The organism is Prevotella sp. kh1p2 (assembly GCF_900111525.1).
In the GTDB taxonomy this organism is placed as follows: Bacteria; Bacteroidota; Bacteroidia; order Bacteroidales; family Bacteroidaceae; genus Prevotella.
On the sequence record NZ_FOHY01000012.1, the window covers coordinates 25,733 to 52,574 of the forward strand.

21 protein-coding genes are annotated in these 26,842 nt (G+C 49.6%); 10 read left to right on the forward strand and 11 right to left on the reverse strand.

The annotated features are described in order from the left end of the window. Nucleotides 1-16: 16 nt before the first annotated feature. Complete coding sequence (hisD, locus tag BMW31_RS08290; RefSeq protein WP_091823942.1) at nt 17-1,369, reverse strand: histidinol dehydrogenase; 1,353 nt, start codon at nt 1,367-1,369, stop codon at nt 17-19. Nucleotides 1,370-1,420: 51 nt separating this feature from the next. Next, nucleotides 1,421-2,272, reverse strand: a complete 852-nt coding sequence (hisG, locus tag BMW31_RS08295) for an ATP phosphoribosyltransferase (RefSeq protein WP_091823945.1) — start codon at nt 2,270-2,272, stop codon at nt 1,421-1,423. Between the two features lie 87 nt (nt 2,273-2,359). Here hisG and BMW31_RS08300 point away from each other — a divergent pair, with 87 nt between their 5' ends. Continuing rightward, on the forward strand, nt 2,360-3,532 hold the full coding sequence (locus BMW31_RS08300) for a transglycosylase SLT domain-containing protein (RefSeq protein WP_091823948.1): 1,173 nt from the start codon (nt 2,360-2,362) through the stop codon (nt 3,530-3,532). A 255-nt stretch (nt 3,533-3,787) separates the two neighbouring features. On the opposite strand, the gene BMW31_RS08305 is transcribed toward BMW31_RS08300, so the two are convergent. Further along, on the reverse strand, nt 3,788-4,966 hold the full coding sequence (locus BMW31_RS08305; RefSeq protein ID WP_255404907.1) for a clostripain-related cysteine peptidase: 1,179 nt from the start codon (nt 4,964-4,966) through the stop codon (nt 3,788-3,790). Between the two features lie 24 nt (nt 4,967-4,990). Continuing rightward, complete coding sequence (locus tag BMW31_RS08310; RefSeq protein ID WP_091823954.1) at nt 4,991-7,684, reverse strand: valine--tRNA ligase; 2,694 nt, start codon at nt 7,682-7,684, stop codon at nt 4,991-4,993. Nucleotides 7,685-7,783: 99 nt separating this feature from the next. On the opposite strand from BMW31_RS08310, the gene mazG reads away from it, so the two are divergent. From mazG to BMW31_RS08345, 7 genes are all read left to right on the forward strand, one after another. Next, a complete protein-coding gene (gene mazG / locus BMW31_RS08315) occupies nt 7,784-8,695 on the forward strand; it encodes a nucleoside triphosphate pyrophosphohydrolase (protein ID WP_091823958.1) in 912 nt (303 codons plus the stop codon). Nucleotides 8,696-8,715: 20 nt separating this feature from the next. Next, the gene (locus BMW31_RS08320; RefSeq protein ID WP_091823961.1) at nt 8,716-9,273 is read left to right on the forward strand and encodes a lipocalin-like domain-containing protein; all 558 of its coding nucleotides are present in this window, start codon (nt 8,716-8,718) and stop codon (nt 9,271-9,273) included. A gap of 59 nt (nt 9,274-9,332) precedes the next feature. Further along, on the forward strand, nt 9,333-10,250 hold the full coding sequence (locus BMW31_RS08325; RefSeq protein ID WP_091824160.1) for a ribonuclease Z: 918 nt from the start codon (nt 9,333-9,335) through the stop codon (nt 10,248-10,250). A 416-nt stretch (nt 10,251-10,666) separates the two neighbouring features. Further along, complete coding sequence (gene aspS / locus BMW31_RS08330; RefSeq protein WP_091823964.1) at nt 10,667-12,427, forward strand: aspartate--tRNA ligase; 1,761 nt, start codon at nt 10,667-10,669, stop codon at nt 12,425-12,427. Between the two features lie 324 nt (nt 12,428-12,751). Continuing rightward, nucleotides 12,752-13,042 carry a winged helix-turn-helix domain-containing protein gene (locus tag BMW31_RS08335; protein WP_091823967.1) on the forward strand — a complete coding sequence of 97 codons (291 nt, stop codon included), beginning with the start codon at nt 12,752-12,754 and terminating at the stop codon, nt 13,040-13,042. Between the two features lie 99 nt (nt 13,043-13,141). Beyond that, complete coding sequence (locus BMW31_RS08340) at nt 13,142-13,477, forward strand: hypothetical protein (RefSeq protein ID WP_255404909.1); 336 nt, start codon at nt 13,142-13,144, stop codon at nt 13,475-13,477. Nucleotides 13,478-13,782: 305 nt separating this feature from the next. Continuing rightward, the gene (locus BMW31_RS08345; RefSeq protein WP_091823975.1) at nt 13,783-14,850 is read left to right on the forward strand and encodes a mannose-1-phosphate guanylyltransferase; all 1,068 of its coding nucleotides are present in this window, start codon (nt 13,783-13,785) and stop codon (nt 14,848-14,850) included. 187 nt (nt 14,851-15,037) lie between these two features. Here BMW31_RS08345 and BMW31_RS08350 read toward each other — a convergent pair whose 3' ends face one another. The 4 genes from BMW31_RS08350 to mltG form a co-directional block, all read right to left on the reverse strand. Continuing rightward, nucleotides 15,038-15,676, reverse strand: a complete 639-nt coding sequence (locus BMW31_RS08350; protein ID WP_091823978.1) for a DedA family protein — start codon at nt 15,674-15,676, stop codon at nt 15,038-15,040. Continuing rightward, on the reverse strand, nt 15,673-17,085 hold the full coding sequence (locus tag BMW31_RS08355) for a tetratricopeptide repeat protein (RefSeq protein ID WP_091823982.1): 1,413 nt from the start codon (nt 17,083-17,085) through the stop codon (nt 15,673-15,675). Before BMW31_RS08355 ends, BMW31_RS08350 begins: the two co-directional genes overlap by 4 nt. Then, on the reverse strand, nt 17,085-18,803 hold the full coding sequence (locus BMW31_RS08360) for a glutamine--tRNA ligase/YqeY domain fusion protein (RefSeq protein ID WP_091823985.1): 1,719 nt from the start codon (nt 18,801-18,803) through the stop codon (nt 17,085-17,087). The genes BMW31_RS08355 and BMW31_RS08360 overlap by 1 nt, the downstream gene beginning before the upstream one ends. A gap of 812 nt (nt 18,804-19,615) precedes the next feature. Continuing rightward, a complete protein-coding gene (gene mltG, locus BMW31_RS08365) occupies nt 19,616-20,662 on the reverse strand; it encodes an endolytic transglycosylase MltG (RefSeq protein ID WP_091823988.1) in 1,047 nt (348 codons plus the stop codon). 170 nt (nt 20,663-20,832) lie between these two features. Between mltG and BMW31_RS08370 the strand changes: the two genes are divergently transcribed. Further along, nucleotides 20,833-23,457 carry a 4-alpha-glucanotransferase gene (locus tag BMW31_RS08370; RefSeq protein WP_091823991.1) on the forward strand — a complete coding sequence of 875 codons (2,625 nt, stop codon included), beginning with the start codon at nt 20,833-20,835 and terminating at the stop codon, nt 23,455-23,457. Between the two features lie 24 nt (nt 23,458-23,481). Then, nucleotides 23,482-24,126, forward strand: coding sequence for an HAD family hydrolase (locus BMW31_RS08375; RefSeq protein ID WP_091823994.1), 645 nt, complete (start codon nt 23,482-23,484; stop codon nt 24,124-24,126). Here BMW31_RS08375 and BMW31_RS08380 read toward each other — a convergent pair. The 3 genes from BMW31_RS08380 to BMW31_RS08390 all read right to left on the reverse strand — a co-directional run bounded on the left by BMW31_RS08380 (nt 24,119) and on the right by BMW31_RS08390 (nt 26,621). Beyond that, nucleotides 24,119-24,832: a LytR/AlgR family response regulator transcription factor gene (locus BMW31_RS08380; protein ID WP_091823997.1), complete on the reverse strand. Its 714-nt coding sequence runs from the start codon at nt 24,830-24,832 to the stop codon at nt 24,119-24,121. The two genes, BMW31_RS08375 and BMW31_RS08380, sit on opposite strands and share 8 nt — an antisense overlap. Then, nucleotides 24,807-25,850 (reverse strand): sensor histidine kinase, encoded by a 1,044-nt coding sequence (locus BMW31_RS08385; RefSeq protein ID WP_091824001.1) that lies wholly within the window; start codon nt 25,848-25,850, stop codon nt 24,807-24,809. Before BMW31_RS08385 ends, BMW31_RS08380 begins: the two co-directional genes overlap by 26 nt. A gap of 168 nt (nt 25,851-26,018) precedes the next feature. Then, nucleotides 26,019-26,621: a riboflavin synthase gene (locus tag BMW31_RS08390; protein ID WP_091824005.1), complete on the reverse strand. Its 603-nt coding sequence runs from the start codon at nt 26,619-26,621 to the stop codon at nt 26,019-26,021. Between the last annotated feature and the right edge of the window lie 221 nt (nt 26,622-26,842).

Here is a 26,842-nt window from a genome sequence, read left to right on the forward strand (position 1 = left end):
ATCACTTTTTTGACGTTTATAGCCCGATGTTGTCCATCCGCAGCTGCATGGCATGGGCATGGGCGTGCAGCTGTTCCTCTTCTGCCATGATGACTACGGCTTTCCCGATGCTGCGTATGCCCTCCTCATTCAGCTCCTGGAAGGTTATCTTCCTGTTGTAGCTGTCCAGATTTACGCCGTTATAAGCCAAGGCATACCGGTGCGTTGGCAACGTGTGATTGGTGCCGCTGGCATAATCGCCGGCGCTTTCACAGGCGTATTTTCCGAGAAACACGCTCCCTGCATTGACCACTTTCTCTGCCAGCTGTGTATAGTCGGCCGTGGCAATGATGAGATGTTCGGGCGCATAAGCATTGCTGAGAGCCACGGCTTCGGCCGTGTTACTGACGAGAACCAGCTTAGAGTTCTGCAGAGTCTGGGCAGCTATCTCCTTACGGGGCAGCAACCGGAGTTGCTTTTCCACTTCGTTCTCAATGTCATGAAGCATCTGTTCGGAGGTTGTTATCAGCATAACCTGCGAATCAGTACCATGTTCGGCCTGCGAGAGCAGGTCGGCCGCGGCAAAGGCTGCATTGCTTTGCGCGTCGGTTATGACGCATACTTCCGACGGACCGGCCGGCATATCGATTGCCACATCGTGCAGGCTAACCTGCTGTTTGGCTGCCATGACGTACTGGTTGCCCGGGCCGAATATCTTGTAAACTTTGGGAATGCTCTGCGTTCCGTAAGCCATCGCCCCGATGGCCTGTACACCTCCGGCCTTGTAAATGCTGCTCACGCCTGCAATGCGGGCAGCAACAAGAATGGCAGGGTTCACCTTTCCCTCTCTGTTTGGCGGCGTGCAGAGCACTATCTCCCTGCAACCGGCAATCTTGGCAGGGGTTGCAAGCATCAGCACAGTTGAAAACAGCGGTGCCGTTCCACCCGGTATGTAGAGGCCGACTTTCTCTATCGGCACGCTTTTCTGCCAGCAGCTTACGCCCGGAGCGGTTTCTTTCTTCGTGCTTTTGAACAGCTGGGTTTCGTGGAACGACTTGATATTGGCATGTGCCAGATGCAGAGCCTCCTTGAGTTCTGCCGTAACCAGCAGCTCTGCTTCGTCCATTTCGGCCTCCGTAACGGCGAGAGAGGAGAGCTGAACGTGGTCGAACTTCTCCTCGTATGTTTGTACCGCCTTGTCGCCATTCTGTTTTACATCAGCCAGTACACCCGCCACTGTGGCATTGAGTTGGGATACGTCCAGGTGCGGACGCTCCACAATCTCGTTCCAGAGGTCGCGAGACGGATACTTGTAGATGGCCTCTCCTAATTTTCCTGTTGTTCGGCAAGAGGTAAACTCTTGTTGTTCAGAACTGTTATCTATACTCATTGATTTATTGCTTTAGGTTTGTTTTGTGTTGCAGTTACCCTTTCCATAGGGCTATAAAATCATCTTCTCGATAGGCGTAACCAGTATTCCTTGGGCTTCGAGCTCCTTCAGCTTGCCGATGATTTCCCAGAAACGCTTCTCATCCAGTACCGTGTGGATGGAGCACCAGTTCGGATCGGCCAGCGGAATGATGGTGGGGCTCTTGATACCCGGCAGCACATTGATGATATCCTGCACCCTGGCACGGGGCGCGTTCATCATCACGTATTTCTTGTCTTGTGCCGAGCGCACGGCCTCGAAACGGAAAAGCACCTCGTCGAGTATGCCCTTGTTCTCCTGGCTCATTTGCTTGTTGCCTATCAGCAGTGCCTCACTTTTGAGCACTACTTCCACCTCTCGCAGGTTGTTATGCACAAGGGTAGAACCCGAACTCACAATATCAAAGATGGCATCGGCCAGTCCGATGCCCGGACTAATCTCCACACTGCCGGTTATAACGTGAATGTTGGCATGTATATGGTTATCATTCATGAACTTGCGAAGGATGTTGGGGTAGGACGTTGCAACCTTTTTGCCGTCGAACCACTGCAGCCCCTGGTAGTCAATGTGCTTGGGTATGGCGAGCGAAAGACGACACTTGCTGAAGCCGAGGCGCGAGATGATGTCGGCATCTTCCTGCTTCTCGATGAACTCGTTTTCGCCCACAACGCCAATGTCGGCCACTCCGCTGGCCACACTTTGTGGTATATCGTCGTCGCGCAGATAGAGAACTTCGAGCGGGAAATTGTCAGCCTGCACCAGCAAAGTACGCTTGGAGGGTGTTATCTTGATGTCGGCCTCGGCCAGAAGAGCCATCGTGTCCTCATACAAACGGCCCTTTGATTGAACTGCAATACGTAGCATAATCGTCTAATTTTCTTAAATGTAGGGGCAAAATTACGCTTTTTCAGGCTTATTTGCAAGAAATGTATTACTTTTGTGCGGTTGAAGATGAGTTTAAGATATATATACATTATATTTTCATTGCTGCTGACCGTGAGTTGCTCGGAGCACAAGGAGAAAGCGATGACGCCCTGGGGAACGCCCGTGGGGGGCGATACGGTTGCCGTAACCGGCAGCTTTACACTTGACGACATAGTGAGTAATGGCGAGATGATAATGCTGACGCTCACCGGCCCTGATAATTACTACGACTACCGCGGACGAGGTATGGGAACGCAGTATCTGCTGTGCGAGAAGTTTGCCCAGCAGTTAGGCGTCTCTTTGCGCGTTGAAGTATGCAAGGATACGGCCGAACTCGTGTCGCGTCTGCAACAGGGCGAGGGCGATGTTGTGGCCTTTCCCCTGCCCGGAAACACACGGGGAGTGAGGCTGTGCGGACTCTCCGACAATGGCCGCAGATGGGCTGTGAGAGATGAAAACAAGGCGTTGGCCGACACACTCGACCGCTGGTATCGCCCCGAAATGCTGGCCCGGATAAAGAAGGATGAGGCTTTTCTGCTCTCTTCGCGCAGCATCACGCGCCACGTTTATTCGCCCATGCTCAACCGCTCGGCCGGTGTTATCTCGCAGTACGATGCTTATTTCCAGAAGTATGCACCGCTTGCCCGTTGGGATTGGCGCCTGATGGCTGCCCTGTGCTATCAGGAATCAACCTTTGACCCTAATGCCCGGTCGTGGGTAGGAGCCTGTGGACTGATGCAGATTATGCCGGGCACGGCCGACCATCTTGGCCTGCCGCGGGCCCAGATATACCATCCCGAAGCCAACATAGCCGCTGCGGCCAACTATATACGTGAGCTCGATACCAAGCTGCGCGACATTTCGGACCGCATGGAGCGTACTTATTTTGTACTGGCTTGCTACAACGGCGGCTTCAACCACATACGCGATGCCATGGCACTGGCCCGCAAACATGGCCGCGACCCGCACAGATGGGGCGAAGTGGCACCCTTTGTGCTGCGTCTCAGCACGCCCGAATGTTACAATGACCCTGTGGTGAAGTATGGCTATATGCGAGGTTCGGAGACAGTGGACTATGTTGAACGCATCCGTTCCCGCTACGCCCAGTATCGCGGAGTGGCCACAGGCGGCTACTCCACCCACTTCGGCACGCCTGCCGTACCCCAGAAGGCACGGCGCAAGTACCGTTTTCATATTTAAGCATATCATTGCTTGTTATAGCACGAATTCTTACCGTAGCGACTGTAAACAGCTGTTCTTCCGTTCAGCGGCAGCGCTATGAGTATCTCAAAACGGCCTTTCTCGGGTCGTTTTAAAGATGCTTTCGCAGTGTTGATTGATGCCTTCAGGAACTTTCGACACTTGTCACACATATCTGTGACACTTGTCGAACAATCGTGCGACACTTGTCAAAAGTTCCCGTTACAGTCAGTTTGGTACCCGCATGCAGATATTTTAGTGAGTTGCCCGGTACCATGCCGTGTTTTGTAACGGAGTGGTTACATTCGGGTTCTGGGTGGGGTCGGAGATTGTGATACCTGAGAAAGAAAGCACGTCGGTGTACTGGATATCGTAGTTGGAATAAATCCGCTGGGTTGCTTTCTTGTAAGGAACGAGCAACTGCTCCGCGTTTAGGTAGCTGTCCAAGAGTGTTGCGTCGCTGCACAGAAGCCTAACGTAGCTGCCCATGTCGTAGAACACCGCACTGCTGTAGCCGTCTAAACGCTGTACAGCGGCCAGTTTCGTCGGGTCGAAGGTGTAGCGGCTGTTGATGGTTTGCATGATTTGAGCCATGTTTTCAGTCTGACGGCAGTTGATAACGCTCAATGTGCCGTAGGGATAAGGCTGTCCGTCGGGGCCAACATAGGCTGAATAGAAATTGTAGAAACCATCGACAATAGCGCCGTAGTCGGGCTCTGAAGGAGTAATGTATCTCCAAATGTCCTTATAAGGCATGCCGGCTGCCATGATTTCGCTGGTTGATGCAATGAGAAAGTCGGTTACATCTTTGAGGTCATAGGCAACTTCAACGGCCGCCATGTAGCAGTCGTCGAACGAAATGAACTGCATGTGCATGCCTGCTTGGCGTATGCCGTCAGCCAGAGTCGGAATTTCAGTCTGATAGGTTGCAGTAGCCCCGCCGAAAGCTCTGCTCTTGGTTTGTGCCGGATTGGAGCCTTTGGGAAGCCAACCGGAACCGTGGCAGCCTATGAGCATGTCGTAGATATTGGCCGGAGCGTAGCTTTTCACATCCCGAAGGATGGAGGCCAGGTTGGCAGCCGTGGTGTAGTCGAAGTCTGTATAGCGTTTCAGCGTGTCGCGCAGGCATCTTCCATCCCTGTACTTCACTTCAACCAGTGCAGAGTAATGCGCTGATTTAGAGATGAAAACGAGCATTCTGTTGTTGCCCAAGCCTCCTTGAGTCCCGATGGCTGCCTCCATGTCGCGAATGTTATCCATGAAGTTACCGTACAGGTTGTTGGCTGTGGAATGTTCGCTCGCCGTCCACGGCATATAAACAAAAATCGTTTTCTCCGTAACATCGCTGCCGCCAGGACCGTCTTCACTGTCATGACAGGAAGTAAGTCCACCTAAAACAATGGCGCACAAGATGTAAAAGAGAAAACGATTCATAGCCTTTGTCTGCATTTGTTCTTCTTACTTTTTCGTCAATTCTTCGATAGAAGCCTTCAGGGCGGCTATCTTTTCCTCTGAGTCGCTTTGTTTTTTGCGCTCACGGGCCACAACGGCCTCGGGCGCATGGGCTACAAAGTTCTCGTTGGCGAGCTTCTTCTTTATGCTTGCCAGGAAGCCTTCGAGGTGCTCAAGTTCCTTTTTGGCTTTCTCAATTTCGGCCTCAATGTCTATCAGATTGCCTACAGGCACGGCGTATTCGTAGGTACCTACCATGAATGCACTGGCGTCGGCAGCCTTCTCGGCAGCAACATTGACAGCCTGAAGGTTGGCCATCTTGAGGATAACTTCGTTGTAGGCTTCGTATTGGTTCTGTCCGATGGCTTCCAACGTCAGCGGCTCTTTGGGCGCAATGTTCTTCTGGTTGCGAACCGTACGCACACCGGACACAATCTGCTTGACGGTTTCTATATCCGCAGCCAGCTGTTTCTCTTCAGCCGTGGGTGCCGGGATGGCGAGCGTGGCGCGCATGATGCTTTCGCCTTCTTGGCGCTCGTAGATGTGCTGCCAGAGCTCCTCGGTAATGAAAGGCATGAAGGGATGCAGCATCTTCAGCAATGAGTCGAAGTAACGCAAGGTTGCTTCGTAGGTCTGTTTGTCAATGGGTTTGCCGTATTCAGGCTTTATCATCTCCAGGTACCAGCTTGAGAATTCATCCCAGAAGAGGCGATAAACGGTCATCAGAGCTTCGGAGATACGATAGCTCTTGAACTGTTCGTCCATGATTTCGCTGGTTTCCTTCAGCTTGGCTTCAAACCATTTTGTGGCTATTTCATTGGCTTTTGGCTGCTGGACGTCGGCAGTCTGCCACCCTTTGATGAGCCGGAAAGCATTCCAAATCTTGTTGTTGAAGTTGCGTCCCTGCTCACAGAGCGTCTCGTCGAACAAGATGTCGTTGCCTGCAGGGGCTGAAAGCATCATGCCCATACGCACGCCGTCGGCACCATATTTATCAATGAGCATGATGGGGTCGGGCGAATTGCCCAGGCTCTTGCTCATCTTGCGTCCTAACTTGTCACGTACAATGCCCGTAAAGTACACGTGGCGGAACGGCATCTTGTGCCTATACTCGTATCCGGCCATAATCATACGGGCCACCCAGAAGAAGATGATGTCGGGTCCTGTTACCAAGTCGGAAGTGGGGTAGTAGTAGTTGATGTCTTCATTGTCCGGATTGTTGATGCCGTCGAATACAGAGATGGGCCACAGCCACGAGGAGAACCACGTGTCGAGACAATCGTTTTCCTGCTCAAGGTCGGCGGCTGTCAGTGTCGGATTCTTTTCTTGAGCCTGGATTAAGGCTTGTTCTGCCGTCTCGGCTACAACGAAATCGTTCTTGCCTTCGGCGTTCTTGAAGTAATAAGCGGGAATTCTGTGCCCCCACCAGAGTTGCCGGGAGATGCACCAGTCCTTGATGTTCTCCAACCAGTGGCGGTAAGTGTTCTTGTATTTCTTGGGATAGAACTCTATCTCATCATTCATTACAGGATCCAAGGCTATGTCTGCAAAGTGCTCCATCTTGAGGAACCACTGCGTAGACAGCTTCGGTTCGATGGGCACATTGGTACGTTCGGAGAAGCCTACCTTGTTGTCGTAATCCTCCACTTTCTCCATCAGCGAGGCTGACTCGAGGTCTTTGGAAATCTGCTTGCGCACATCCATGCGATCCTGGCCAACGTACATGCCGGCTGCTTCGGATAGGGTACCGTTGTCGTTAAAGATGTCTATGGTCTCCAATCCATGTTTCAGGCCGAGTGCATGGTCGTTTACATCGTGAGCAGGTGTAACCTTCAGACAGCCGGTACCGAACTGAATGTCAACGTATCCGTCTTCGATAACGGGAATGCAACGGTCCACCAGCGGCACGATGACATGCTTTCCTTTTAACCAAGTGTTCTTTACATCGTCGGGATTGATGCACATGGCGGTGTCACCCATGATGGTTTCCGGACGCGTGGTAGCCACAACGGCATAGTAACCGCGTTCGTCCTGGTGCATCACATTTCCTTCGTCTTTGCGCGTAATGCCTGCTTGGTCTTCGGGAGCTACATAATATTTAAGATAATAGAGTTTGGAGTGTTCGTCCTTGTAGATAACTTCTTCATCCGAAAGGGCGGTCTGTGCCATAGGATCCCAGTTCACCATGCGCACGCCGCGATAAATATATCCCTTGTTGAAGAGGTCTACGAAAACCTTGATAACGCTCTTTGAGCGGGTCTCGTCCATTGTAAACGCAGTGCGATCCCAGTCGCAACTTGCGCCCAATTTGCGCAACTGCTTGAGAATAATGCCGCCATGTTCGTGCGTCCAGTCCCACGCATGCTCCAGAAATTGCTCGCGTGTAAGGTCTGTCTTCTTAACTCCCTGCTCTGCAAGTTTATTTACCACCTTTGCCTCTGTTGCGATAGAGGCGTGGTCGGTGCCCGGAACCCAGCAAGCGTTCTTGCCCTCCATTCGAGCGCGACGTACCAGAATGTCCTGTATAGTGTTGTTCAGCATGTGCCCCATGTGGAGAACGCCCGTCACGTTTGGCGGAGGTATAACCACGGTATAGGGCTCTCGACCATCGGGTTTAGAACTGAAGAGTTTGTTATCCAGCCAGTACTGATACCATTTTGACTCAACTTCTTTTGGGTCGTACTTACTTGCTAATTCCATTTAATTATTCTCTATTTATGATATTCTTTATAAAAAACGATGCAAAGTTAGTCATTTTTGATTAGAAATGACTACTTTTGTATTTAAATTATGTCTAAGATGCACACGAGAGAAGAAAAGTTGAAGGCCTTCGGAAGATTGCTGGATGTACAGCATCGCTTGCGAGTAGAATGTCCGTGGGACAGGAAACAGACGAACGAAAGCCTCCGCCCCAACACGATAGAAGAAGTATTTGAGCTTGCTGATGCCTTGATGAAAGACGACTGCAAGAATGTAAGCAAAGAGTTGGGCGACGTTATGGAGCATGTCATGTTCTACTCCCTGATAGGCGAAGAGACCGGAGATTTCGACATAGCCGACGTCTGCAATCAGGAAGCCGACAAGCTGATGTTCCGCCATCCGTTTATTAACTGGAAGCAGGAGCAGGGGAACTGGGGCATTGACAACAAGCCTTTTACGGTGAGCTGTTCCGAGATGGAAATCAACGAACAAGGTCAGGCCGTTTATAAAGATGTGTCCGGCACTTTAGCAGACAAGCCTAAAACTGCCGGCGAGGTAGAACAGACTTGGGAACAGATTAAACAGAAGGAGAAAGATGGCAACGAGAGCGTGCTTTCGGGAGTACCGGATGCGCTGCCCTCCATCATCAAAGCCTACCGCATACAGGACAAGGCACGCAACGTGGGCTTTGACTGGAAGCAGAAAGAAGACGTCTGGACAAAGGTGCGGGAAGAACTGGAAGAGCTGGAAGTGGAACTGAAAAAGGAAAACAAGGAGAACTCTACCAAGGAGCTGGGCGACTTCCTGTTTAGCGTCATCAATGCAGCGCGTCTCTATCATCTGAATCCTGACAATGCGCTTGAGCACACCAACAAGAAGTTCATCTACCGTTTTAATTACATAGAGCAGAAAGTTAAGGAAGCCGGAAAGCAGTTGAAGAACCTTACCTTGGCCGAGATGGACGAACTCTGGAACGAAGCAAAAGAAATGGAAAAAGGAAGAAAAGACTGAATAATAAACGACCAATAATTATGAGAAGACTTTTTTATATTGCGGCAGTTCTGCTGGCAGCTTTGCTCATCACAGGATGTAAGCAAAACAAGCCCGTAAATCAGATAGCCGAAGTTGACAGTACAGCCGCTGCACCCACCATAGCGGACAGTACGGTATATGGCGTTTGCGGCGAAGGAACATCCATGCACGCGCTGGAACTGATAACAGATACCGGCGACACGCTTACTTACATGGTCAACACGGACGAAGAGGAAAACGTGAAAGGCGGCTTATTGGCCGGCGACCGTCTGGCTGTGGTCAGCACGGAGGTTGATGGCGAAAAGGTTGCCCGCAACGTCATTAACCTGACAACGCTGCTGGGTAAATGGACAAGTATAGACAAGAACTTCGAGATAGAAGAGGGTGGAGTCGTAAAATCGAACGTAAGAGCGGAGTCGAACCCTTGGACCAACTGGAAAATCCTGAACGGGAAGCTGCTGCTCAACAAGGATACGTTCACCATCAATGAGCTCGGTGCCGACAGTCTTTACCTTGAGAACAAAAACGGCATCTTTGCTTACAATCGACAGAAGTAGTGCCATGGAGCGGCCGTTGCGCAGCTTCGCTCAAGCAGGCATGTTTAGACAGTATTCCATTGGAACCTTTTAAAGTCCACATTCTGGGGTGTGGCTCCGCCTTACCCACATTAAAGCATTTCGCATCATCACAGGTTGTGGAGATACGAGAGAAGCTGTTTATGGTTGATTGTGGCGAAGGCACGCAGATTCAACTGCGCCGTTCTCGCATCCGTTTTACCAAAATAAGCGCTGTGTTCATATCTCATCTGCACGGTGATCATTGTTTCGGCCTGATGGGTCTTATCTCCTCCTTCGGCATGTTGGGGCGTACAGCTCCGCTGCATGTGTATGCTCCGGCTGAGTTTGAAACCATGCTGCAGGCCCAGATAGATCTCTTTTGCCACGGATTGGAGTACGAAGTCAGGTTTCATGCAGTGGACACAACGGTCAGTCAGGTAATTTACGAAGACAAGAGTCTGACCGTTGAAACCATCCCTTTGCAGCACCGGGTGCCTTGCTGCGGCTTTCTGTTCAGAGAAAAGCCCACTCGCAGACACATCCGTCGCGACATGATAGATTTCTATCACATCCCCATAAGTCAGATTGATAACATTAAATGCGGAGCCGACTGGACTACGGTGGAAGGCGACACCATTCCCAACGCCCGGCTGACAACCGACCCCGACCCCGTACGCAGCTATGCTTATTGCAGCGACACCAAGTATATGCCCACGCTCCATAAGCTGATAGAGGGGGTGAACCTGCTTTATCATGAGAGCACTTACGACAGCAGTTGTGCCAATAGGGCAGAACTCTTCTATCACAGTACGTCGCAACAGGCTGCTATGGTGGCTCGCGATGCCCATGTGGGCAAGTTGTTGCTGGGCCATTATAGTGCCCGATACGATGACGAAACGGCCATTTTACAGGAAGCCCGCGCTATTTTCCCCCATTCAGAATTATCGCAAGAAGGCATGTCGGTCAGCGTTTTGTGACCACGTTCGTCAGTATTAATACCGAAATAAGTTTGTACTCACTATGTGAATGTGACCTGCAAGGGTTTCCATTTGCCCCCTTCCGTATTCCTGAAGTTATCCTTCAGGAACTTTCGACACTTGTCGCACGATTGTTTGACAAGTGTCGAATTCATGTGCGACAAGTGTCGAAAGTTCCAATAGGCATCAACTTACACGGCGAAAGCAGCTGCACAACTACCTTGATGCAACGTGCTTCAGGCTGAACGTGCCATGAAATACGTTGCCTAAAGCCGTTCATCCTCAGCATGCGTCAAAGATTAAAAAGACTTGATTATAGCCAAATTAGGAGCGTAAACTTGATTTTGTCATGTATTTATTTTGCATTGCGGCCGAAAAAGTGTACTTTTGTGCTTAAATAATTAATCCTTTGTTTTATGTATAGAACGAATACTTGTGGAGAGTTGCGACTCTCTGATGCTGGTAAAAACGTAACACTGTCCGGTTGGGTGCAGCGAATCAGGAAAATGGGCGGAATGAGTTTCGTCGATTTGCGTGACCGTTATGGAATTACACAGTTAGTGTTCAATGAGACTGATAACAAGGAACTTTGCGATGCCGCCAATGGTCTGGGCCGCGAATACTGTATCCAAGTGAAAGGCGTAGTGAGTGAGCGGCAAAGCAAAAATCCTAAAATACCAACGGGCGACATAGAGATCTTGGCTCGTGAACTGAATGTCTTGAGCCCAAGCCTCACTCCTCCTTTTACTATAGAAGATAAAACAGACGGCGGTGACGAGTTGCGCATGAAGTACCGCTACCTCGACTTACGCCGCACGCCGGTACGCAGCAATCTGGAACTTCGCCATCGCATGACGATACTCATACGCAATTTCCTGGATGCAAGGGACTTCATAGAAGTTGAAACCCCTATTCTGATAGGCTCTACACCCGAGGGGGCACGAGACTTTGTAGTGCCTTCGCGCATGAACCCCGGCCAGTTCTATGCCTTGCCCCAAAGCCCACAAACCCTGAAGCAACTGCTGATGGTGGCAGGTTTCGACCGCTATTTTCAGATAGCCAAGTGCTTCCGCGATGAGGATCTGCGGGCCGACCGCCAGCCTGAATTTACGCAAGTAGACTGCGAGATGAGCTTTGTTGACCAGGATGACGTGATAAACATCTTCGAAGATATGTGCCGAACGCTCTTCAGGGAGATACGCGGCGTGGAGCTGCCAAAGCTGCAGCAGATGACTTGGCACGATGCTATGAAACGCTATGGTTCCGATAAACCGGACCTTCGTTTTGGCATGGAGTTCGTGGAGTTGAAAGATGCGTTTGCCGGAAAAGGCACGTTCAGCGTATTTGACGAGGCTCAATACATTGGCGGTATCTGTGTTCCAGGCTGTGCCGACTATAGCCGCAAACAGCTCAACGAGCTCACCGACTTCGTAAAACGGCCGCAAATAGGCGCCAAGGGACTCGTTTTTATCAAGTACAACACCGACGGAACGGTAAAGAGTTCGATAGAAAAATTCTATTCGGAAGATGTTCTGCTCGACGTCAAACAGAAGATGGGAGCTAATGATGGCGACCTTGTTCTCATCTTGAGTGGCGACAATGCCAACAAAACTCGTGTGCAGCTCTGCTCGCTTCGCCTTGAGATGGGCGACAGATTAGGCCTGCGGGATAAGAATGTCTTCAAGTGTCTGTGGATTGTTGACTTCCCCCTGTTCGAGTGGAGCGATGAAGAACAGCGCCTGATGGCCACTCATCATCCCTTTACCATGCCTAATCCGGATGATATTCCTTTGCTGGAAGAACATCCGGAACGTGTTCGGGCCAAGGCCTACGACTTTGTTTGCAATGGCATAGAGGTCGGCGGCGGAAGTCTCCGTATCCATGATACGAACTTGCAGGAGAAGATGTTCAAGATTCTTGGCTTCACTCCGGAGCGGGCAGAAGCACAGTTTGGCTTCCTGATGAATGCTTTCAAATATGGTGCACCACCTCACGCAGGACTCGCCTTCGGCCTGGACAGATTTGTAAGTATCATGGCCGGGTTGGATTCCATTCGCGATTGCATTGCTTTCCCGAAGAACAATAACGGGCGCGATGTGATGCTCGATGCTCCTTCTGCACTCGAAGCCGGCCAGTTAGAGGAACTGCAACTGAAGCTGGATATTAAGACCAAATGATAAAGAGTACGTTATCCGTTCGATAATGGGCACATATTTCTGATATTGCGGAGGTTTTCTTGCACGAGTCAAGATAGCCTCCGCTCTTTTGATTTGAGTTTGCGCATTGTTATGTCCTTGAAATGCAGGCAATAAGGAGGTAATATAGGGGAAAATGCTTGATTTACATCAAGAAATTTAAAAATAACGGACAAACAAACTGCTTTTGATGTAGATTGTGGTAAAAATATTCTGCAAAATGAATATAAATTATTAATTTTGCACCGTATTAAGAGCAAAACCGTTATTAAAACATAAAGCGGCATTATTAATTTTACAAAGATTATGGCAGAAAAGAATGCAACAAAGAAGGTTGCTGCACCAAAGGCAACAACCAAGAAGGCACCAGTTAAAAAGGCTGCTCCTAAGAAAGCTGTATTGGTTTTGAATGCTGAAAACGCAGGTTTCAAGGCTGGTGATGTTTACCAGACATTGGCAGCAGCAGGAAAGGCTTATACTGTAGCCGAAATCGCTAAGGCTGCTAAAATCACAGAAGAGGAGACTCTGCTGGGTATTGGATGGCTTTTCAAAGAAGGCAAAATCAAAGACGAGGACAACAAGATTGCTCTCGCGTAAATACCACTTTTACAAAAAAGGCCGCGCTGAATAGAGTGCGGCCTTTTTTGTCGACTTCTACATTGTTATATCTCTTGCAGAAATAATACTTCATTGGTCTTGGATTACGATAAAGCTATACTGCGCGCACTGTACCGGGCAGGTGAAGAAGGATTGTCGGTAGGCTGTACTACGCATCGCGTATTCAACTCTTTAAACGATTTTTTCTGCCCTTTGTCCTACGAAGAGGTGTACCGCTACGTTTCCCGATATCTGGTTCATAATTCGCACAATCCTGATTCTCTAATCGAAAAAACGGCCCAGAGAGGCGTGTATCATCTCAATTTCCATTCTTCGGAAACCCAACAACTGATGCTGCAGTTTGATGATGATGAGGAAGACGAGACCGATGCAGAAGCGGAAGATACACAAAACCAACCCTCGCTCTTTGACTAACCCAATCTTAGGGCTGCACCATCAGGTCATAATGAATGCAGAATTGAAGCCAAAAAGGTAATGTGAAGAAACTTTTGACAAGTGTCAAACGATCGTGCGACAAGTGTCGAATTCTTGTGTGACACTTGTCGAAAGTTCCCGAAGGTATATCTTCAACACGCCGATAGGCTTCTCTATGAATGCAGAACGTAACCTTTTTATTTTGACCTCATGCAATTCATCAATAAGATTTCTGCATGATTATTTCCGTGGTAGCTTTTTTTTTTCTATATTTGTGCTCAACTTTTCTTAATTAAAAATAGATTATGGCTCAAGAAAACAATCATTTGGTCATTATGGCAGGCGGCGTAGGAAGTCGTTTTTGGCCTATGAGTACAGCCGAGAAACCTAAACAGTTCATCGATGTACTGGGTGTTGGGCGTTCTCTTTTGCAGCTAACGATGGATCGTTTCAAGGGAGTCTGCCCTCCTGAGAACGTGTGGGTTGTGACCAACAGGACTTATGCGCCGCTGGTGAAAGAGCAACTTCCGGAGGTTCCTGCTGACCATGTGCTCTTGGAGCCATGCCGTAAGAACACGGCACCCTGCATCGCTTACGTGAGCTGGCGCATCAAGTGCGTCAATCCGAAAGCCAATATCGTTGTGTCGCCCAGTGACCACGTCGTTACGAATGAGGCCGAGTTCCGCCGGATTATTGCGTCTTGTCTGAAGTTTACATCAGAGTCTGACGCCATAGTAACCCTTGGCATGCACCCAACTCGCCCCGAGACAGGCTACGGCTACATTCAGGCTGACCTGACTACCAGCTCTCCCCGCAATCCGGAAATATTCCGGGTGGACTCTTTCCGAGAGAAACCCGACATGCAGACTGCCCTGAAATACATCAAAAACAAGAACTACTTCTGGAACGCGGGTATATTTATCTGGAGTGTGAGCACGATTGTCAACGCTTTCAGGGTTTATCAGCCGGCTATCAGCAAGATATTCGAAGGCATGCAGCATGTCTATGGCACGGAGCTGGAACAGGCAGAAATCGACAAGCGATATCCTGAATGTGAAAGCATATCAGTAGATTATGCCATCATGGAAAAGGCAGAAGAAATCTTTGTTTGTCCTGCCGACTTTGGCTGGAGCGACCTCGGAACATGGGGCAGTCTGCTTATTCAGACCAAGCACGACCTCTACGGAAACAGCTGCATCGGCCCGAATATCTCCATGTTCGACAGCCATAACTGCATTGTTCATACGCTTCAGGAAAAGAAAGTCATCGTTCAGGGGCTCGACAATTATATTGTAGCCGAGAAGGATGGCGTGCTCCTGATATGCAGTTTGAGCGAGGAGCAGCGAATTAAACAATTTTCGGGAGAAGAATAAGGATTGTTCTGCCTGTTGGGAACATCCTCTGATAAAGAAAAATCTCAGCTTTTAGCCACGACTTTTTTATGAGTGAAGTGGCTGAAAGCTGAGATTTTACATTGTTGGAAGACGGTTTGGGCGATGTTGCAAGATGCAAGCCGCGAGCCAAGAAATAACCAGTTGGCTGCCAAGTAGGCCCCTCCGTTTAGTCGAGGTTCAAGTTCTTGCGCCTGTTTAAATACCATTTTGCAAGAAAATACACAAAGGCCACAGCTACTGCTGCAGCAATAACAACCTTTATATACTCTCCATATTCCATTATCTTATCATTGAGTTGCTCCTCGGGTACCATCGAGTGCAGATACCACCCCAGCGCTGCGAGGATGCAATTCCACACTCCCGCTCCAAGTGTAGTGTAAAGCAGAAACTGCCAATACTTCATTTTGGCCAATCCGGCAGGGATAGATATCAGGTGTCTGATGCCCGGAATGAGCCGTCCGGTAATAGTGGCAACCATTCCGTGGTTGTAGAAATAGCGCTCACTCTTTTCTACCTTAGCCTGGTTCAGCAGGCAGATATGCCCCCATTTGCTGTTTGCAAACTTGTAGATGATAGGTCGTCCCAGGTAGTATCCGCCTATGTAGTTGATTGTGGCACCTGTATCAGCTCCAAGTGTAGCAAAGAGTATGACGAGCCAAATGTTGATATTGCCTCCGGCGGCATGATAAGCCGCGGGAGAAACAACTAACTCCGATGGGACGGGAATAACGGTACTTTCCAGCAACATCAGCAGGAAGATAGTCCCGTAATTCAGGTTTCCCAGTAGGGTTGATATCCAATTCATGCTTTATTCTTTAAGTATTTATAATAGTCTTTGGGCTGCAGGTCGTCCGGGAACATGTCGCCCAGTACAGCCTTCGCCTCCTGCGGGTTCAGTTCCACGGCTTTCTTTACTGCCTTCATAAATTCTTCGTTCCGATTGAGTTCCTTGCAGCACACTGCGTAGTACGACCATCCGGTGTCCCAATCGTCACCTGCGGTTTCAAATATCAGCTTCAGTATTCTGTAGGTTGCCTTGAGGTAGCCGCTCTCAAAGAGCGAGATGGCAATCTTGTACATGATGACCGGGTTCTCGTGCGAATGCCTGACAGCCTTGCTGAACCACTTAGCAGCCTCCTTCTGCTTGCCGTGTTCGGCATACAGATGTCCCCGCAGTACCATCAGCTCTTCCTGATTGCTGTTGGGTTCGCGTTCAGCTTTGTCCACATATTCTAATGCTTTGTCCAGTCCAATGTGGCGTGAGAGCAGGAAAACAAGGTGCAGATAAATCTCCAGATGGTTCAGTGAGTCCTTTGGTAACAGTCTTGAAGCCTGTTGCAGGTGCTCAATAGCCTCCTGGGACCTGTTGAGATTGGCCAAGGCAATGCCTTGGAAGAGTTCGCCCGAGAAGTCATTAGGGCATAGCTTGCTGTATCGCTGATAGTATTCGAGCGCTTCCTCGTTGTTTCCCAGGCTCAAGAGACCGTTTGCCTTGTTCAGAAGAGCTTCCTCATCGTCGGGATTGATGGCCAGCGAAAACTCGCTGCTTGTGATGGAATCCTGAATGTTGTTGCTCATGTATTGCGACGACGCCAAGCTATTCCAATAGATGTTATCGTACGGATTCTTGTCGAGCAGCTCGTTGAAGATACGTTCTCCTTCCTCATAGTTACCCTGTCCGATGGATATTCTACCCATTGCCTCCTGGTAATCTTCGCTCTCTTTGTCTTCCGATAGCTGCAACCACAGCAGCGCCATGTCATTCAGGTTGTAATCGGTGTACATGTTTGCCACGTCGAGAACGAAGTCCTCGCGTTCTTCCTTGTCTATTTCGTGATAGCAATTCTTCAGGAAATCGTCGGCCTCCTGTATCTTATTGTCAACAATCAGTATTTCGGCTTTCAAGTAGAAGTAGTCCAAATCAGCTTTGTCAGCTATCTGTTCAGCATACATTTCAGCTTCTTCTGCATTGCCGTATTCCAGCAAAGCGGCCCTTGAACGAAACACAAGAGGGGCCGTAGCGCCCGGAAAAACCGAGATGGCATAGTCTATTGTCTCCATGGCTTGTTGCAGTTGACCTTTGGAGTGATAGTACTCTGCTATGTCGGTAAGTTCTTCTGGCTCTAAATAAACGGAGCTGCCGGCATTGCGGGCAGCTTCGTATTTGTTCAGATTATCCTTGAATTCCTTCTTGTTAAAATAGCTGTCGGCCATTATTTATTCAGTTTTGCCCAAGTGTCTTTTAAGCCAACGGTCTTGTTAAAGACCGGATGCGCAGCCGTGGAGTCGAGGTCTGCCATGAAGTAACCAATGCGTTGGAACTGCAGATAGTCGCCCGGCTTCTTGCCGGCGGCATAGTTCTCAACGTAGCAGTTGGTGTAAACGTGCAGCGAGTCGGGGTTAAGAAGCTCGTGGAAGTCGCGCTCATCGGCCGATGGATTCTCTACATAGAACAGCCGGTCGTACTCTCTGACCTCTGCCTTGACGCAATGGTCGGCCGAAACCCAGTGTAGCGTACCCTTCACTTTGCGGTTTGCACCCGGCATACCGCTCTTGCTTTCGGGGTCGTACTCTGCCTGTATCTCGGTTACATTGCCCTCGGCATCCTTGGTGCAACCTGTACATTTAATAATGTAAGCGTTCTTCAGCCGGACTTCTTTGCCAGGCGATAGGCGGAAGAACTTCTTAGGAGCATCTTCCATAAAGTCGGCCCGCTCTATCCACAGGTTCTTGGAGAAGGTGATGGCGTGTGTACCGTCGGCCTCGTTCTCGGGATTGTTGACCGCTTCCATTTCCTCGCTTGCGCCTTCAGGATAATTGGTAATCACCAGTTTTACCGGATCCAGCACGGCGCTAACCCTGCAGGAACGCCTGTTCAGGTCGTCTCTTACGGCAGCCTCAAGCAGTGCCACGTCGTTCAGTGCATCGAACTTGGTGTAGCCGATGGAGTTGATGAACTCACGGATGCTCTCAGGCGAGTAGCCGCGACGGCGCATGCCGCATAGTGTAGGCATACGTGGGTCGTCCCAACCGTTAACGAGGTGCTCGTCAACCAGCGTGTGGAGCTTGCGCTTGCTCATAACGGTATAGGTGAGGTTCAGCCGGTTAAACTCAATCTGGCGCGGCCGGAAGTCGTTCAGCCCCTTGGCAGCTGTGCCGTCGTATTCCTTGAGGAAGTCCACGAATTTATCGTACAAAGGGCGGTGGGGCACAAATTCCAGCGTACAGATGGAATGGGTTACACCCTCAAAGTAGTCGCTCTGGCCGTGTGCAAAGTCGTACATAGGGTAACAGTGCCACGTCGTACCGGTGCGGTGATGGGGTGTCTGGATGATGCGATACATGATGGGGTCGCGGAAGTGCATGTTCGGATTGGCCATGTCGAGCTTGGCTCGCAGCACCATCGAGCCTTCTACAGCCTCGGGGGTGTTCATCTTTTCAAACAGTTCCAGGCTCTCTTCCACCGGCCGGTCCCGGTAAGGACTGGCTACGCCAGGTGTTGTCGGCGTACCTTTTTGCTGTGCTATCTGCTCCGAAGTCTGCTCGTCAACGTAGGCATTGCCCTGCTTTATCATCCATACGGCAAAGTCCCACAGCTGCTGGAAATAGTCGGAAGCATAGTATATATTTCCCCACTTGAAGCCCAGCCAGCTGATATCAGAGAGAATGTTGTCAACGTATTCCGTGTTCTCTTTGCTGGGGTTGGTGTCATCGAAGCGCAGGTTGCAGACTCCGTTATATTTTTCAGCTACGCCGAAGTCCATGCAGATAGCCTTGGCATGGCCGATGTGAAGGTAGCCGTTAGGCTCCGGTGGAAAGCGGGTCTGTATCCTACCGCCGTTCTTACCGGCAGCAAGGTCTTCTTCAACGAGCTGTTCCACAAAGCTCAGGCTTTTCTTTTCTTCGTTAGCGTTTTCTTCTTTTACTGACATAAACTATATACCTTATTATATTTACGTGCAAAGATAGTGCAAGTTGTGGGAATATCCAAGAAGAATTTAAACTATTTACGTTTTTACCCCAAGTGTGCGGCATACGCCCTGCCGGCACATTGTAATGCAGCCAGCACGCCCTGCCGCTGCGTTTGACAACGAGGGCTGATGATGTGAAAGAATGAAAAACAAAAACTGAAAACATGTTTTATAACATGCAAATAAATTTGTATAAAACTTAAAAACCCTATATCTTTGCAAACGTTATCCTGAATACAATCTTTTTACCTTAAAGAGAACTAATACCTATTGAGATAGAATGCCTCCCTCTGTGAAGCGGGGGGCATTTCTTGTTTGTTACAGGTCACACCTTGTTTACAACTTAAAATAATCGTTACAAAAGGTCTCGCTGGTTTGTGATATTTGCTGTCAAGACTACATGTGGGCCGAAATACGCCCGTATGGAGCCACCTCCTAACTTGTTGATAACCAAGAGTTTCGTTTTTATTCCGCATTTTCGGGTTGCCCGAATGAGGCTTTCAAGGCCGAAAAAAGATTGTTTTCTGCCTGCCGGAGCATGCTTTCGGCCGCGTTGAAAGCATCCTTCAACGCCCTTGGAGCTATGCTTCGGGAATGCTGGAGCATAGTTTTAAGCAGGCAGAGGGTAAAGAACAAGGGGGTAAAAAGATAAAAACCGCTTCTCCATTTTCTGTTTCGCAGATTTCGGAGAGCGGTTTTTTACGTATGAATTCTTGACATTAAGCTCCGTTCCCGGTTGCATGCTGCCGGCATGGCAACCACTGTCAGAGCAGTTACTTGATGCCTCTGTGGTTCAGTGCGGCGGCATATTTGGCCGCATTGCGCAGATGTTCGTCGTACGTACGGGCAAAATTGTGCGTGCCGCTGAAGTCTTCCTTGGCGCACATGTACAGGTAGTCGTGCTTCGCGTAGTTGAGTACGGCGTCTATACCTGCCACCGACGGAATGCGGATAGGTCCCGGTGGGAGCCCCACATTCTTGTACGTGTTGTAGGGACTGTTGGTGTAGAGCATGTTGTTATAGATGCGGTGCAGGTCGAACCGCCTCAGGGCAAACTTGATGGTGGGGTCGGCCTGCAGGGGCATTCCGTTGGGATATTCGGCATCGCGGTACTTCAGCCTGTTGTAATACATGCCGGCTATCATCGGCTTTTCGCCGTCGTTGGCCGTCTCCTCGTCTATAATGCTGGCCATGGTGATAACCTGCGTCTTGCTGAGACCCATCTGTTGGGCCTTGGCCGTGCGGTCATCGTTCCAGAAAGCTTTGGCCTCCTTGTCCATTCGGTCCAAGAACTTGTCTGCCGGTATGTTCCAGTAAACGTCGTAAGTGTTAGGTATGAACATGCAGGCAATGGTCGTTGTGTCGTATCCATACTTGCGGCAGGTGGCCTCATCGGTCAGTTTGCGGTACAAAGTGGTACTGTCTAACATGAGCTTTTGCGAGAGCTCGCCGGCCAGCCTGTCGAGAGTTCTCACCGAGGGAATGGTCAGATTGACCGGTGTCTGCATGCCGTTTTTCAGATGGCGGAACACTGTCAGAGCGCCGTCGCCCGGCTGTATGCCGTATCTACCTGTGCGTACCTTCTTCATGTAGGCGCTGTGGCGGGCCAGCGTGCTGAACCCCTGCAGGCCATGATGCGAGGCTACGGGCGTGAGCTTGGCAAATACGGAGTCAACATTGTCGTCCGGGTCTACGTAGACATAAGCCGTTTGAGGGCTTGCCAGGAACGAGGAGAAGAAGTAATAGTAGACAAGTCCGCCTATTACCATCAGGCACAGAACTGCCGGAATGAGATATTTTTTTCGATGTTCTTTATTCATAAGGATATTCAAATATAATCGTTGCAAAGATACATGAAGTTATGCAAACGTGCAAATGTTTTATTCCTTTTCGGCCGAAGGCTTTTTCCGTTTGTGCAGAAACTTTGCTGGCATCGGCATGTAGTTTAAGGAAAAAATGGTAACTTTGCGATTGAGAAAACGATATCGGTATGAAATTAAGGTTCTCCATCCATTACGGCACATCGTGGGGACAGTCCCTGCATGTCGTCATTTCGTATTATGACGCCGATGGACGTTGTCGTTCGCACAACCTGCCCATGCAAACGCAGGACGGCGAGGTGTGGACAATGGAAACCGATGTCATGGAGTCGCGGCGCCGGCCGCTGTCGTCGGTTGATTATTACTATCGGGTCGAGGATGGCGAAGGCAAGGTTATCCGTACGGAATGGAATCTGGTGCCGCGCCGGTACAGTGTGGATACTACCAAGGAATACCTGTTCCCTGACCGGTGGAGGGATGTACCTCTGCAGCTCCATCTGTACAGCGATGCCTGTCTCACTACCACAGGCCGGCAACGGCAGGATGGGGTTGAGGTGCTCAAGTTGCCGCTCTTCAGGCGGACAGTTGTCTTCCGCGTCTCTGCTCCGCAGCTGGGCAGGGGCGAATCGGTAGGTATCTGTGGCAGTCATCCGGCCCTGGGAGACTGGAATCCGGCTAAATTTCAACGGCTCACGCCGATAGGCAACTACGAATGGGTGATTGCCGTCAATGCCTACGGACTGTATCTGCCGCTGGAATACAAGTTCGTGGTGATAGATGATGCTGCCAATCAGCTGAAGCAATGGGAAGAAGGAGAGAACCGTACAACGGGCAATGGCGGGCTGGCCGACGGCCAGGTGCTGGTGCTTTACGGCGAGAGCCTGCGCGTGAAGGAGGAACTCTGGCGATGTGCCGGGGTGGTTGTGGCTCTCTCGTCGCTGCGTTCGGAGCATTCGTTCGGCATAGGCGACTTTGGCGACCTAAAGCGGTTGGTGGATTGGGCGTCAGCTACAGGCCTACGGATGATACAACTGCTGCCGCTGAATGATACCAGACCTTACGATGCGTGCAGTGATTTTAATCCCTATCTCGGAGTTTCCCAGTTCGCTCTCCATCCGCTGTATCTGGATTTGGAGGCATTGGGAGAACCGAAAGACAAAACTAAAAAGACTGCGTTCAGGCGTCAGCGCAGAGAACTCAACGCGTTGCCGACTATAGATTTTGAAGCTGTGGAACGAGTGAAAAAAGCCTATGCAGACCATCTCTTCAAGGCAAACGGTAGTAGAGTGCTTGCCTCCGAGGGCTTCAAGCGCTTTTTTGAAGCTAACCGTGATTGGCTCGTGCCTTATGCGGAACATGTATCATGTAGCGGCTATCCGGTTGAGGAAGTGTGGTTTGTGCAGTATTTCCTTAACCTCCAGCTTACCAAAGCCGTTTCTGAAGCGCGCCTTAAAGGCATTTCCATCGTAGGCGACTTGCCCTCGGGAATATGCCATGACAGCGCGGAAGCTGTTCTGCATCCCGAGTTTTTCCATGCTCACGCATGGATGGGACATTTCCCCGGTGCCGGCGAAGACGACATGGCACCTGCCGATTATCAAGTAATGGACTGGAATTGCAATGGCAATTCCTATGCTGCCGACTTGCTGAAACAGTGGTGGAACCGACGGCTGGAGTACATGGAGCAGTTCTTCGACGGTATCTGCCTGGAACATGTAGCCCGTTATTTCAGGGTATGGGAAGTTCCCGCCGACCAGCTGACGGCGGTCATGGGGCACTTTGTACCCGCGTTGCCGTTGAGTATCGAGGAAATAGAACAATACGGACTGACTTTCAGGTGTGAGCTGTTCACCCGGCCATATATTTCGGATAAAATACTGGATAAAACGTTCGGTATCCACTGCCGGTATGTAAAAGACAAGTTCCTTGACAGCATCGATGGCGGACTTTACAAGCTGAAGGGCGAATACAGCACCCAGACCCGCGTTCGTGAGCATTTTGCCGGGCTTACCGATGAGAACAGTCTCTGGATTAGAGACGGACTTTACAGTCTGATAGCCAATGTGCTTTTCCTGGAAGATGGTACGCTGCAGGACATGTATCATCCGCGTTTCGGAGTCTTCTCATCCCCCGTTTACGAGGTGTTGAAAGGTGAAGAGAAAGATGCTTTCATGCGATTGTACAACAGCTATTATTACGAACGCCACACCGACTATTGGGGTTACACGGCCAAGAAGAAGCTCGGCATGATTGCCAATGCAACCCGCATGCTGATAATAGGTGATGACTCTGACGAGTCCTCGGAACAAACAGCCTCGGTGCTGGATGATTTCCGCATTCTCTCAGTGGAAGTGCAGACGCGCCCGAAAGCCCGCGGTAGCGAGTTCTCACATCTAGAAGCCAATCCGTACCGTAGTGTAGCAATAGCTTCTACGCCTGCCATGCCACCTTTCAGGCAATGGTGGCAGGAACATCCCGGGCATGCCCAGCGCTATTACATAACCTTGTTGCAACAGGAAGGGAGGGCTCCCAGGAACCTGCCGGCTCATCTGGCAGAGAAAGTTATAGCCCGTCATCTGTACTGTCCTTCCATGTTATGCTTGCTTGCTCTGCAGGACTGGCTGTCAATGAATGCCGACATACGGCCGGCAGAAGCCGCTACGGGGCATGCGCGGGCGCACTCGGACGAATACCAGCCGTGGCATGTCAGGATGCCGATAACCATCGAAGAGCTTTTGAAAGCAAACCAGTTTAACAATAAAATACAGACAATGGTCCGGCGCAGCAGGAGGTAAGGCTGCGTTGGTGACGCAAAGAACATGAGGTACAATACATATATATTCGATTTAGACGGCACCTTGCTCGACTCGCTTCAGGACTTGGCGGCAAGTTGCAACTATGCGCTACGATGGGCTGACATGCCCGAGCGCAGCATGGAAGAAGTAAGGAAATTCGTTGGAAACGGAGTGAAAAAGCTGATGGAGCGGGCTATCCCCGGCGGAATGGATAATCCGCGGTTCGACGAAACTTATCAAACGTTCAGGAAACATTACATGGTGCATAACCTTGACACGACGAAGGCATATCCCGGTATCATGGAGTTATTGGCGACGTTGCACAAAGAACATCGCAACATGGCTGTGGTTAGCAACAAGTTCTACGCTGCAACACAGGACCTGTGCCGCCATTTCTTCGGCGATTACATACAAGTGGCAATAGGCGAAAGGGAAAACATCAGGAAGAAACCTGCCCCCGATACCGTGACAGAAGCACTGAGACAACTCGGCGTTTCTGCCGAAAATGCAATCTATGTGGGTGACAGCGATGTTGACATCGAGACTGCACGTAACTGCGGAATGCCGTGCGCCAGTGTCTTATGGGGATTTCGCAGTCGCGAATTCCTGATAAAACACGGGGCAGAACATCTGATAGCAAACCCTTTGGATTTGCTGGATATCAAATGATGGAATGTGAGTCAAAGTATTGTTGCGCAGCATCCTTGTAGCTGTCGGATATTGGTAGGAACTGATCTCCGAATACAAGACGGAATCTGTCTACCATCTGCACCTTTGGCATGTGCACGATGTAGGACCGATGAATGCGCAAGAACTCGGGATGAGGAAGTCCTTCTTCCAGCTTTTTCATGTTCATCAGGCTCATGATAGGCTTCTGGTCAGGGCCTAAATAGATTTTGACATAGTCCTTGACGCCTTCAATGAAGATAATGTCATCCAAGTTGATGCGAACCAACTTGTATTCGCTTTTGACAAAGATGAACCGATCCTGCATGTACGTATGTTTCATGTTGGCTTTCGTAAACCAGCTGAGACCTTTGTTGGCTGCAGCGATGAAATCTTCGTAGCTGATGGGTTTGAGCAGGTAGTCGAGTGCATCGACCTTGTATCCTTCGATTGCATACTGGCTAAAAGCTGTGGTGAAGATAACCTTGATATCCTTGGAGAGTATCTTGGCAAACTCCACTCCGCTCAGCTCCGGCATCTGAATGTCAAGGAAAATCAGATGTACTTCGTTGGTCTTGATGTCCTTGATGGCTTCTATCGCACTGTTGTAAGTTCCGACAAGATGCAGGAAAGGTGTCTTTTTAACATAACTTGTAAGCAATTCAGCTGCCAATGGTTCATCGTCAATAATTACGCAGTTCAGTGTCATAGATGATTATATTATTTGTATAAATGGTTTTATCAGAGTTGGTTATTTGTTTCCATTCGTATTTCCCTGGATAGAGAAGTTCCAAACGACGCCTAACGTGCTCGAGTCCAATGCCGTGTCCGCTCCTGTCAGCATCCGACTTTGGATAGTTGCTGTTCTCTATGGTCATGCTGATGTGCTGCCTGTCGGCCTCACAATTGAAGTGTATAAAACTCTTCTGGGTAGGTGAGATGCCGTGTTTGAAGGCATTTTCCAACAAAGGAAGCGCAATCAGAGGAGCTATTTTTATAGCATTTTCGTCCTTCACGCTTGTTTCAAAGGTCAGTTCTACACGCTCCGGCAACCTTATCTTCATCAGGTTGATGTAATTGCGGTAGAATTCCAGTTCGTTTTCCAGGCCGACTGCTTGCTCTTGGGTTTCGTATAACATGTGCCGAAGCAGTCCGCTCAACTGTAGGAGAGCCTTCTGCGCGCTGTCCTGGTTAATGGCAGTAAGCGCGTAGATATTGTTGAGCGTGTTGAGCAGGAAGTGCGGACCAATCTGCGTTCTGAGCACTTCGAGTTCGGCATGTGTACGCTCCAGTTCGGCTTTATTCTTGATATCTTCTGACTCTGCGTAGTGTTTAGAAAGCACGATAGCCGTAGCTACGGTTCCTGCCACCCACATATTGAACATGTCCCTCAGCAGGTAAAACACCTGAATCTTCACTTCAGGTATATCAACTCTGGTCAGATGCTCGAACAACAGGATAAAGAAAGCCAGCGAAGTGATGAGAACGCTGTTGATGAGCCAGTAGATGCCGGCTCTGGCTTTCATCAGATATCGCGGAGCAAGATACAGGAAATTGGCGAAAAAGACAATGAACAAAGATATGTGAATAAGCAAAGTTCCCATAAACTTGTTCCATTCAAATGCCTCATGGTAGTTGATAAACATGATAGGCATCAGGAAGATGGCAACCCATACAATGGTCAGCACAAGCAAACCGGGTCTTTTGAAAATACTCTTCCTTGTCATTGTCTTTGTTGGTTCTTAGGAGTCCCGGCGACATTCGCCGCCATTCAGTAACTGGCTGCAGAACATCCGTACAGTCTGCAGCCATAGGCCGGTCTCTTGTTTATTGGACTATTCTTGTGAAGAAAGGTTTATTTCACAGACCGGTATTAACATAAATTAATTCGATTGTTACTTGAAATCCTGCAACCTGGCTATGTATTTGCCCAGTATATCGAATTCTATGTTGACTACGCTGCCTATTTCTATTGTCCTGAAGTTGGTGTGTTCCCGTGTGTAGGGGATGATGGCAACCTTGAACGTGTTGGCAGTAGGTTCGCAGACTGTTAGCGAAACGCCGTTCACGGTTACCGAGCCTTTGTCTACAGTAAAGTATCCGCGACGGGCCATCGCCTTGTCCGCCTTGTATTCAAAGGTAAAGTAAGTAGACCCGTCGGCATCTTCCATGCCGATACATGTGGCCGTTTCGTCTACGTGTCCCTGTACAATATGGCCGTCAAGCCGCCCGTTCATCAGCATGGAACGCTCTACATTGACAGCAGAACCCACCTGCAGCAAGCCGAGATTCGACCTGTCTAAGGTCTCCTTCATAGCTGTAACGGTGTAGGTTCCGTCTTCTATCTTGACCACCGTGAGGCAAACACCGTTATGCGCAATACTTTGGTCAATTTTCAACGCATCGACAAATGAGCATTTAAGCGTGAAGTCCACATTGCCCTCATACTTCCTGACGGCTACTACGGTAGCCATTTCTTCTACAATACCACTGAACATACTATACCTTATTTAATAAATAAAAGGCAGGAGAGCCCTCCTGCCTTTTGTAATATAAAAAGGGTTGCACGACGATGTGATGAAAACTCCGAGTTTAAAAGATTTGAGAGTTTCCCGCCTTTGTAATCCACCGATGCCGAAGCATTTAGTTGCAGATGCAATTTATGTGGCCCGCCATGAGCAAAAGAAGCCTTCTCGGTTTTCAATTTAATTTGATGAGT